Origin of the sequence: Micromonospora sp., assembly GCF_048594385.1 — a bacterium.
GTDB classification, from domain to species: domain Bacteria; phylum Actinomycetota; class Actinomycetes; order Mycobacteriales; family Micromonosporaceae; genus Micromonospora; species Micromonospora wenchangensis.
On sequence record NZ_JBMDWU010000441.1, the window covers coordinates 1 to 8,783 of the forward strand.

An 8,783-nucleotide genomic window follows, 5' to 3' on the forward strand; every position below is an offset into this window, starting at 1 on the left:
CGATGACCGCTGCGCCGGATCCGGTGGGCGCCGACCGTCGCGCCGCGCTCGCGGCCGGGCTGGCCGCGGTGCGGGCCCGGATCGCCGACGCCTGCGCCGCCGCCGGCCGGGACCCGTCCGAGGTGACGATGATCGCGGTGACCAAGACGTACCCGGCCGGCGACGCGGTCGCGCTGGCCGGGCTCGGGGTCACCGACCTGGGGGAGAACCGGGACCAGGAGGCGGCCCCGAAGGCGGCCGAGGTGGCGGCGGCCGGCGCGGCCGTCCGCTGGCACGTCATCGGTCAGTTGCAACGCAACAAGGCCCGCTCGGTGGTGCGCTACGCCGACGTGGTGCACTCGGTGGACAGTGTGCGGCTGGCCCGCGCGCTGGGCACCGCCGCCGAGTCCGGACGGGACCGTCCGTTGACGACGTTGGTGCAGGTCAGCCTGGACGGTGACCCGGCGCGTGGCGGCGCCCTGCCGGACGCGGCCGACCCCGACCGGGGGCTGCGCGCGGTGGCCGAGGCACTGGCCGGCGCGGCGGCGCTGCGGCTGGCCGGGCTGATGGCGGTGGCGCCGCTGGGCTGGGAACCGGAACGGGCGTTCGCCCGGCTGGCCGAGGTGGCGGCGGCGTTCCGGGTCGGGTATCCGACGGCCACCGTGCTCTCCGCCGGGATGAGCGGCGACCTGGAAACGGCCATCGGATACGGCGCGACACATGTCCGCGTCGGCAGCGCGTTGCTCGGAATGCGTTCCACGCTGCGGTAGCCTGACCGCGGTAGAAGCAAATTACATCAGTGTTGTTCAGGGGTGGCGCCCCCGGTCGGGGGCCACGACGGGCGAGCCGCGAATCGCACGTCGGGGATTGCCGCTCTGATCCGGTGGGCATGGAGTCCACTCGCGATCATGGCGACACGGCACGGGGGTGCGTGCCGCACGGCGGACGGAAGGGCGCGGGATGGGTGCACTGCGCAAGGCGGGGGTCTGGCTCGGTCTCGTCGAGGAGGACGACGAGCGGGGCTACGACGAGGGCTACGACAAGCCCGGCTACCGCGAGTCGCGGTACCGGTCGAGCCGGTACGCCGAGGAGTTCGCCGACGACGACGAGGACGACGCGGAGGAGCCGCCGGCGCCGCGTCCGCGCCTCGGTGACCGGGGCCGGCTGAGCGAGCGGTCGAGCCGGCTGGCCGACGCCGACCGGGCCGACGACGAGCGGTCGGAGCGTGCCGAGCGGCCGGAGCGCCCGGAGCGGGCCAGCGTCCGGTCGATCACCCGGTCCGGGGGTACGGACACCTCGGGCGCGCTGAGCTACCACACCCGGGACAATCTCGCGCTGGCGCCGCAGGCGTCGCCCCGGGAGCGGCCGGTGGTGGCCGAGGAGGAGCAGCGCTACCAGATCACCACCCTGCACCCGACCACCTACCGCGAGGCGCGGACCATCGGCGAGCACTTCCGCGACGGGGTCCCGGTGATCATTAACCTCACCGAGATGGACGAGGCCGACGCCCGCCGGCTGGTGGACTTCGCCGCCGGGCTGGCGTTCGGGCTGCGCGGTACGATCGAGCGCGTGACCAACCGGGTGTTCCTGCTCTCACCGGCCAACGTCCAGGTCACCGCGGAGGACAAAGCCAAGATCGCTGAGGGCGGCTTTTTCTCCCTGAGCTAAGTCCACCCGACCGAGGGACGTCGCTGCCGTGTTGTCGATCATGTTCCAGCTGCTCTACCTGATCTTGTACGTCTTCCTTATCGTGCTGCTGGCCCGATTCGTTCTCGGTGCCGTCCTCCAGTACGGTCGTCGGTGGCAACCGGGGCGTGGCGCGTCCGCCGGACTCGAGTCCGTGTGGAGCGTCACTGATCCGCCTCTGAAGGCGTTGAGGCGGGTGATCCCCCCACTGCGAATTGGTACCGTGAGCATCGACCTGGCCTCCCTTGTGCTCCTGGTTATCCTGTTCGTGCTGATGAGGTTTGTGTTAGATCCGCTGATCAGGAACTTCTCCTGACCAGCGCGCGCTTTCGCGGCCGCAACTGACCCGAGGAGTTTCGATGCCGCTGACACCGGCCGACGTGCACAACGTCGCCTTCAAAAAGCCGCCGATCGGCAAGCGGGGGTACGACGAGGAGGAGGTCGACGCCTTCCTGGACGAGGTCGAGCGTGAGCTTGCCCGTCTGATCGAGGAGAACAACGAGCTGCGCGCCCAGGTGGAGCGCGGCGGTCGTGGCGGGGCCCCTGCCGGCCCCGGTGGCGATGCCCGGCTGGCGGCTGAGCTCAACGACGTCAAGGCCCAGCTCGACCGGGTGCAGCGCGACAAGGCCGCCGCCGAGCAGGCCGCCCGCGCCATGCAGGCCGAGCTGGAGCAGGTCCGCACCACCGGTGGCCCGGCCGTCGGCGGCGACGGCGAGCAGCAGGCGCTGCGGGTGCTGATGATGGCCCAGCGCACCGCCGACGACCACGTCTCCGACGCCCGTCGGGAGGCCGACCAGCTGCTCTCCGAGGCGCGCTCCAAGGCCGAGGAGGTCACCCGCGAGGCGCGGGCCAAGGCCGACGCGCTGGAGCGTGACGCCCGTCAGCGGCACCAGGAGGCCATGGGCGGCCTGGACGCCAAGCGGACCGCGCTGCAGAAGCACATCGAGGAACTCAAGCAGTTCGAGCGCGAGTACCGGACCCGGCTCAAGGCGTACCTGGAGAGCCAGCTGCGGGACCTCGACGGTCGGGGCCAGGGCCTCGAGGCCGAGATGACCCGCGCCGAGGGCACCCGTGCCGTCGGCGGCAACGGCCTCGCCGCGGCCGGCCTCGCCGGCTCGTACGGCGGCGGTCGCTCCGGCGCCCTCGAAGCAGGTCGCTGATCCACGGTCGGCGGCCGTCCCCCGACGGTCGCCGACCCAGCCGACGACCCACGACGCGGCGGGGGTGAGCTGTGCTAGTCGCCAGTCTGCTGCTCATCCTCGTCGCGGTCGTCCTGCTGGCGTTCGGTCTCGTCGACGGCTCCAGCACGTTGTTGACCAGTTCCATCGCGGCCAGTCTGCTGGCCGCCGTCGCGTTGGTGGCCGGTGCCCGCCAGGCAGCCGTCACCCGGGCGAGGGCGGCGGACCAGGCGCGGGGTCGGGGCGCGACGGAGTCCCGCCCGACCACCCCGCCGGCCGCGACCACGCCGTCGGACGAACCGACGACGTACCCTGCGACGACGTTCGGCACCGGTGACGCCGGGTGGCGGCAACCACCCGGCGCGCCGGTGGCCGGCGACCCCGTCGACGTTTCCACCCGCCCCGACGCCGGCGCCTGGGAGCCCGACGCGGAGGCACCCTGGGAGCCCGTCGTCGTGTCCGCCGCGCCGGACCGGACGACCTCGGGCCGCACCGAACCGGCGACCGACCGTGCCCCCGATCCCGATCCCGACCGGCTCGACCCGGACGACCCCCGGTGGGACCCGGTCACCGACCCCGACCGGCCCGACCCGGACGACCCGGCCTGGGCGGCCGGGGACGATCTCGCGCCGCCCTGGGAGCACTCGGACGACGCCGCGTCGCCGTGGGACCCACCGGCCCAGCGGGTCCCGCCCGCCGACGCCGCCCGGGTCGCCCAGCTCGACGCCGAGGTGCGGGTGGTCGACGGGCACCCCCGCTACCACCTGCTCTCCTGCGCCCACCTGATCGAACGGGAGCACGAGCCGCTGCCGGTGCACGAGGCGGTCTCCCTCGGGTTCACCCCGTGCGGCCTGTGCAACCCGGACACCGCCCTGCTCGCCGACACCTACCCCCGCTGAGGCCGGCGTCGATGCCCACGGACGACACGGTGACCGTCGCGGTGCGGGTCAAGCCTGGGGCGTCCCGGCCCCGGGTCGGCGGCTGCTTCACCGGCCCGCACGGGCCCGCCCTGGTGGTCGCGGTGTCCGCGCCGGCCGTGGACGGCCGGGCCACCGAGGCGGCCCGCCGGGCGCTGGCCGACGCCCTGGGCGTCCGCCCGGCGGCGGTGGCGCTGCGCACCGGCGCGGCCAGCCGGGACAAGCTCTTCCTGGTGGACGGGGCGACGCCGGAGGTCACCGCGCTGGTGCGGCGGCTGCGCGACGGATCGGCCGGGTGACGACGCCCCGGGTGGGGCGCCCGTGACGCCGGGACTGGATCTGGCCCTGCTCCTCGGGGCGGCCGTGCTGCTGGTGGCGATCGGCGCGGTGCGGTTCTCCACGCGGCTGGGCGTGCCGAGTCTGCTGGTCTATCTCGCGCTCGGGGTGGCGATCGGCGAGGCCGGGCTGGGCATCCGGTTCGACGACGCCGAGCTGACCCGGATGCTGGGGTTCTGCGCGCTCATCGTGATCATCGCCGAGGGTGGGCTCACCGCGCGGTGGAGCACCCTGCGCCCGGTGCTCGGGCTGGCCGGCGCGCTGTCCACCGTCGGGGTGCTGGTCAGCATCGTCGTCGTCGGCCTGGTGGTGCACCTGCTGCTCGGGCTGGACTGGCGGTTGGCGCTGCTCTACGGCGCGGTGCTCTCCTCCACCGACGCGGCGGCGGTGTTCGCCACGCTGCGCCGGTTGCGGCTGCCGCCCCGGCTGGTGGCCGCCCTGGAGGCCGAGTCGGGCATGAACGACGCCCCGGTGGTGATCCTGGTGGTGTTGTTGTCGCGCACCGGGCCGGTGGAGCACCCGTGGTGGTTCGAGGTCTTCCTGGTCGGCTACGAGCTGGGGGTGGGCGCGGCGGTGGGGTTGGCCGCCGGGCTGGCCGGCCGGTTCGCGCTGCGTCGGGCGGCGCTGCCGTCGTCCGGCCTGTACCCGATCGCCGCCGTCGGGTTCACCGTGCTGGCGTACGCCGCCGGTGCGGTGCTGCACGCCTCCGGGTTCCTCGCCGTCTACGTGGCCGGGGTGCTGCTCGGCAACGCCCGACTGCCGCACCGGCAGGCGATCCTGGGGTTCGCCGACGGGCTGGCCTGGCTGGCGCAGATCGGGTTGTTCGTGCTGCTCGGGCTGTTGGCCACGCCGGAGCGGCTGCACACCGCGCTGGTGCCGGCGGTGGTCACCGGGCTGGCCCTGCTGCTGCTGGCCCGGCCGCTGTCGGTGCTGGTGTCGGCGTTGCCGTTCCGGGTGGGCCTGCGCGAGCAGCTCTTCCTGTCCTGGGCGGGGTTGCGCGGCGCGGTGCCGATCGTGCTGGCCACCATCCCGCTGTCGGCCCGGGTGCCCGGGGCGGACCGGCTGTTCGACGCGGTGTTCGTACTGGTGGTGATCTTCACGGTGCTCCAGGCGGGCACGCTCGCGCCGGCCGCCCGCCGGTTGCGGGTGACCGCCCCGGCCGAGCCGGCCGAGATCCGGGTGGAGACCGCCCCGCTGGAGCGGATGCGGGCGGACCTGCTCCAGTTGGAGGTGCCGGCGGGGTCGCGGCTGGCCGGGGTGCACGTGGACGAGCTCCGGTTGCCGGTGGGCGCTTCGGTGACCCTGGTGCTGCGCGACGGGGTGGGCTTCGTGCCGGGCGCGGACACCCGGCTCAAGACCGGCGACAGCATGTTGATCGTGGCGACCGCCGGGGTGCGGGACGAGGCGGAGCGGCGGCTGCGGGCGGTCAGCCGGCGGGGTCGCCTGGCGCGGTGGTTCGGCGAGTACGGCGAGGACCGGGACGGCTGATCTGCTAGTCTTCGTTTTGCCCCAATTAGCGGTTATTAGGGGCTGAATGGCGGTACGACAGTGCGGCACGTTGTCGGACGCCTGTACGTTCCGTATTCTTGCCAACCTCCGGAGTGCGCGGCCACCGTTGCCGTGCGCCCGTTTTGTTACCCGGGGACGCCACGTCGGCGGACCCTGTCCGGGCACCGCCGAGCGCCGCGTCCCGCGGCTGAGGGAGCTGACGATGGCGAAGCCAGCCGACACCAGGACGGCCGGTCGCAAACCTGCGGCGAAGGCCACCGCGCAGGCCACCCGCAGCACGGCGGAGACCGAGAAGATCCGGGCGGCCCTGGCGGCCCGCCGCGACGAGCTGCGCGCCGAGTACGATCAGACGCTGAGCGAGATCACCGAGCTGCAGCGCGACCGGCTGACCGACTCGGCCGGGGACGACCAGGCCGACACCGGCACCAAGACGTTCGAGCGTGAGCAGGAGATCTCTCTCGCCAACAGCATCCGGGAACGGATCACCCAGGTCGAGCGTGCCCTGGAGCGGCTCGACGAGGGCGGCTACGGATGGTGCGAGCGGTGCGGGAACCCGATCCCGGTGGAGCGGCTCGCGGCCTTCCCGTCGGCGACCCTCTGCGTGACCTGCAAGCAGCTGGAGGAGCGGCGCTGACATCCGCTCCCCGGTGACCTCGCGAGACGGCGGACCTGCGTCGTCGGGACAGTCGATGGGGAGTCGATGACCACAGCACCGACCGCCGGACCCGGCACCACCGAGCCGGCCGGCCGTACGCCCCGCCGCAGGGCGGTCGTGCTCCTCGTCGGCATCGCGCTGCTCGCGCTGCTGACGGATCTGCTCACCAAGCACCTCGCCCTGCAACAACTCGACGACCGCCCGCCGGTCCGCCTGCTCGGCGGGGCGGTCTACCTCACCCTGACCCGCAACAGCGGCGCGGCGTGGAGCATCGGCGCCGACCACACCTGGGTGTTCCCGCTGATCACCATCGGGGTGGTCGGCTGGATCACCTGGATGGCGCTGCGGCTGCGCTCGCTGCCCTGGGCGGTCTCCCTGGGGCTGGTGCTGGGCGGGGCGCTGGGTAACCTCGCCGACCGGATCTTCCGCGCACCCGGTCACTTCGTCGGGCACGTGGTGGACATGGTCAGCCTCTTCGACCCGTACGGCCAGGTCTGGCCGGTGTTCAACCTGGCCGACAGCTGCCTGGTCGCCGGGGTGCTGCTGGCCGTCCTGCTGGAACTGACCGGCCGGCAGCGCGACGGGCGACGGATCGGGGCCAGGGGCGACACCGCCCCGGAGGCGGCCGGGCCGTCCACCGGGCCGGTGTCCGCCGAGACCGCGCCGACCGACGCCGAACCCCGGGAGCGGGCATGACCTCCACCGCCACCGGTGGCGACCACCGGTCCCTGCCCGTCCCGGACGGCCTCGACGGCATGCGGCTCGACCAGGCGGTGTCCCGGCTGTTCGGGCTCTCCCGCACCGCCGCCGCCGCACTCGTCGACGCGGGGGACGCGCTGGTCGACGGCGCGGCCCGGCAGAACTCGCACAAGGTCAGGGCCGGCTCCTGGTTGGAGGTGACGCTGCCCGCCCCGGTCGCACCGCCGACCGTGGTCCCGCAGGCGGTCCCCGGGCTGACCGTGGTCTACGCCGACGACGACATCGTCGTGGTGGACAAGCCGGTCGGGGTGGCCGCCCACCCCAGTCCCGGCTGGACCGGCCCGACCGTCATCGGTGGCCTGGCCGCGATCGGGCACCGGATCTCCACCAGCGGGGCCGCCGAGCGGCAGGGCGTGGTGCACCGCCTCGACGTGGGCACCACCGGGATCATGGCGGTGGCCAAGAGCGAGCAGGCGTACACCGCGCTCAAGCGGGCGTTCAAGTACCGCGAGGTGGAGAAGCGCTACCACGCGGTGGTCCAGGGGCACCCCGACCCGTCGCGCGGCACCATCGACGCCCCGATCGACAGGCATCCGCACCACGACTACCGCTGGGCGGTGGTCTCCGACGGCAAGCCGAGCGTCACCCACTACGACACCATCGAGGCGTTCCCGGCGGCCAGCCTGCTCGACGTCCGGCTGGAGACGGGGCGTACCCCCCCGATCCGGGTCCACTGCCCCCCCCGGCGCCCCCCCGGCGGGGGCCACCACCCCACCGGCGCCGACCCGACCCTGTCGGCCCGGCTCGAACTGCGCCGGCAGTGGCTGCACGCCAGGTCGTTGACCTTCGCCCACCCGCGCACCGGCGACGACGTGACCTTCGTCAGCGAGTACCCGGACGACCTGGCCCGCGCGCTGACCATCCTGCGCGACTGACCGTGCGGCACGACCCGTCGGCCGGCCCGGGGCCGGACGGCGACGACACCCCGGCGACCGGCGTCCCGGCCGCCGGGACGTCCCGGCCGGCCCGCTGGCTGGTCACCACGGCGGTGTTCGCCGTCGGCGCGGTGCTGCTCGCCGCCGGCTGGTCGGCCCGCCGGCCGGCCCCCGTCGGTGACCGTACGGTCGGGCAGGTCACCCGGGTCGGGGTGCTGCCCGGGGACTCGCTGCCCGGCTACGCCACCGCCAGCCGGGCCGAACTGGCCGCGCTGACCGCCGGGGCGTACGCGCTGGTGAGTTTCGACAGGTACGTCGCGCCGGACGAGCTGCCGGCGCTGCTGGCCGGCGTCGAGGTCACGGCGGTGGTGGTCCGGGTGCCGCTGCCCGACCGGCAGACCGAGGTGGTCCGGCTGCCGGCGCAGCGGCTGCCGCAGGACGTGACCGCCGGCATGGCCGGCCTCGCCGACCGCAAGGACCGGGAGGCCGCCGACCAGCGCACCCGGGCCGCCGCCGGCACCGACCCGGCGACCCGCCGGGGGTACGAGACCGGGGCGCAGGTCGCGGCGCGGGAGGCGGCCGGTTACCGGTCGGCGTGCGCCTGCGTCTACGCGGCGGTGGTCCGGGCCGAGCCGCCCGCCCTGCGCGCCACGGCCGGGCGGGACGGGGTCCGCGCGGTCGACCCCGCCCCGGAGGTGACCCGGCTGGACCGGACGGTGTTCCTACCGCCGCTGCCGGAGCAGCGGGACGTGGCCCGGCCCCCCGCCGACACCGCCACGTCACCCGGCTGACCCGCTCCCGACCGCCCGGCCCGGGCCACCGGCCGTGGGGCCGTCTGTCCGAGCGGGCCGCCCTGCCCGAGCGGCCCGGCGAAGCGGTCCGGGACGTC

The 8,783-nt window shown here is 74.7% G+C and carries 10 protein-coding genes and 1 pseudogene; all 11 read left to right on the forward strand.

Annotated elements, in window-relative coordinates; genetic code table 11:
- Nucleotides 1-2 precede the first annotated feature (2 nt).
- Nucleotides 3-749 (forward strand): YggS family pyridoxal phosphate-dependent enzyme, encoded by a 747-nt coding sequence (locus ACOJTC_RS24260; protein ID WP_420118617.1) that lies wholly within the window; start codon nucleotides 3-5, stop codon nucleotides 747-749.
- A 190-nt stretch (nucleotides 750-939) separates the two neighbouring features.
- Nucleotides 940-1,647: a cell division protein SepF gene (locus ACOJTC_RS24265; protein WP_204927754.1), complete on the forward strand. Its 708-nt coding sequence runs from the start codon at nucleotides 940-942 to the stop codon at nucleotides 1,645-1,647.
- Between the two features lie 28 nt (nucleotides 1,648-1,675).
- Nucleotides 1,676-1,981 (forward strand): YggT family protein, encoded by a 306-nt coding sequence (locus tag ACOJTC_RS24270; protein ID WP_088643046.1) that lies wholly within the window; start codon nucleotides 1,676-1,678, stop codon nucleotides 1,979-1,981.
- A gap of 43 nt (nucleotides 1,982-2,024) precedes the next feature.
- Nucleotides 2,025-2,825, forward strand: coding sequence for a DivIVA domain-containing protein (locus ACOJTC_RS24275; protein ID WP_088643047.1), 801 nt, complete (start codon nucleotides 2,025-2,027; stop codon nucleotides 2,823-2,825).
- Between the two features lie 686 nt (nucleotides 2,826-3,511).
- Nucleotides 3,512-3,742: pseudogene (locus tag ACOJTC_RS24280) on the forward strand (hypothetical protein); the annotation flags it as partial.
- Nucleotides 3,743-3,753: 11 nt separating this feature from the next.
- The gene (locus tag ACOJTC_RS24285; RefSeq protein WP_420118618.1) at nucleotides 3,754-4,059 is read left to right on the forward strand and encodes a DUF167 domain-containing protein; all 306 of its coding nucleotides are present in this window, start codon (nucleotides 3,754-3,756) and stop codon (nucleotides 4,057-4,059) included.
- A gap of 22 nt (nucleotides 4,060-4,081) precedes the next feature.
- Complete coding sequence (locus tag ACOJTC_RS24290) at nucleotides 4,082-5,584, forward strand: potassium/proton antiporter (RefSeq protein WP_145920974.1); 1,503 nt, start codon at nucleotides 4,082-4,084, stop codon at nucleotides 5,582-5,584.
- Between the two features lie 223 nt (nucleotides 5,585-5,807).
- Nucleotides 5,808-6,239 (forward strand): TraR/DksA family transcriptional regulator, encoded by a 432-nt coding sequence (locus ACOJTC_RS24295; RefSeq protein WP_204927750.1) that lies wholly within the window; start codon nucleotides 5,808-5,810, stop codon nucleotides 6,237-6,239.
- 66 nt (nucleotides 6,240-6,305) lie between these two features.
- Nucleotides 6,306-6,956 carry a signal peptidase II gene (lspA, locus tag ACOJTC_RS24300; RefSeq protein ID WP_204927749.1) on the forward strand — a complete coding sequence of 217 codons (651 nt, stop codon included), beginning with the start codon at nucleotides 6,306-6,308 and terminating at the stop codon, nucleotides 6,954-6,956.
- The gene (locus ACOJTC_RS24305) at nucleotides 6,953-7,894 is read left to right on the forward strand and encodes an RluA family pseudouridine synthase (RefSeq protein ID WP_420118619.1); all 942 of its coding nucleotides are present in this window, start codon (nucleotides 6,953-6,955) and stop codon (nucleotides 7,892-7,894) included. Before lspA ends, ACOJTC_RS24305 begins: the two co-directional genes overlap by 4 nt.
- A 2-nt stretch (nucleotides 7,895-7,896) precedes the next feature.
- The gene (locus ACOJTC_RS24310; protein WP_420118620.1) at nucleotides 7,897-8,685 is read left to right on the forward strand and encodes a hypothetical protein; all 789 of its coding nucleotides are present in this window, start codon (nucleotides 7,897-7,899) and stop codon (nucleotides 8,683-8,685) included.
- The last annotated feature ends 98 nt before the right edge of the window (nucleotides 8,686-8,783 follow it).

Excerpts from the sequence above, each read along its gene's own strand:
- ACOJTC_RS24265 (WP_204927754.1), top strand. The coding sequence starts at position 940 with ATGGGTGCACTGCGCAAGGCGGGGGTCTGGCTCGGTCTCGTCGAGGAG.
- lspA (WP_204927749.1), top strand. The coding sequence starts at position 6,306 with ATGACCACAGCACCGACCGCCGGACCCGGCACCACCGAGCCGGCCGGC.
- ACOJTC_RS24305 (WP_420118619.1), top strand. The coding sequence starts at position 6,953 with ATGACCTCCACCGCCACCGGTGGCGACCACCGGTCCCTGCCCGTCCCG.
- ACOJTC_RS24295 (WP_204927750.1), top strand. The coding sequence starts at position 5,808 with ATGGCGAAGCCAGCCGACACCAGGACGGCCGGTCGCAAACCTGCGGCG.
- ACOJTC_RS24285 (WP_420118618.1), top strand. The coding sequence starts at position 3,754 with ATGCCCACGGACGACACGGTGACCGTCGCGGTGCGGGTCAAGCCTGGG.
- ACOJTC_RS24260 (WP_420118617.1), top strand. The coding sequence starts at position 3 with ATGACCGCTGCGCCGGATCCGGTGGGCGCCGACCGTCGCGCCGCGCTC.
- ACOJTC_RS24275 (WP_088643047.1), top strand. The coding sequence starts at position 2,025 with ATGCCGCTGACACCGGCCGACGTGCACAACGTCGCCTTCAAAAAGCCG.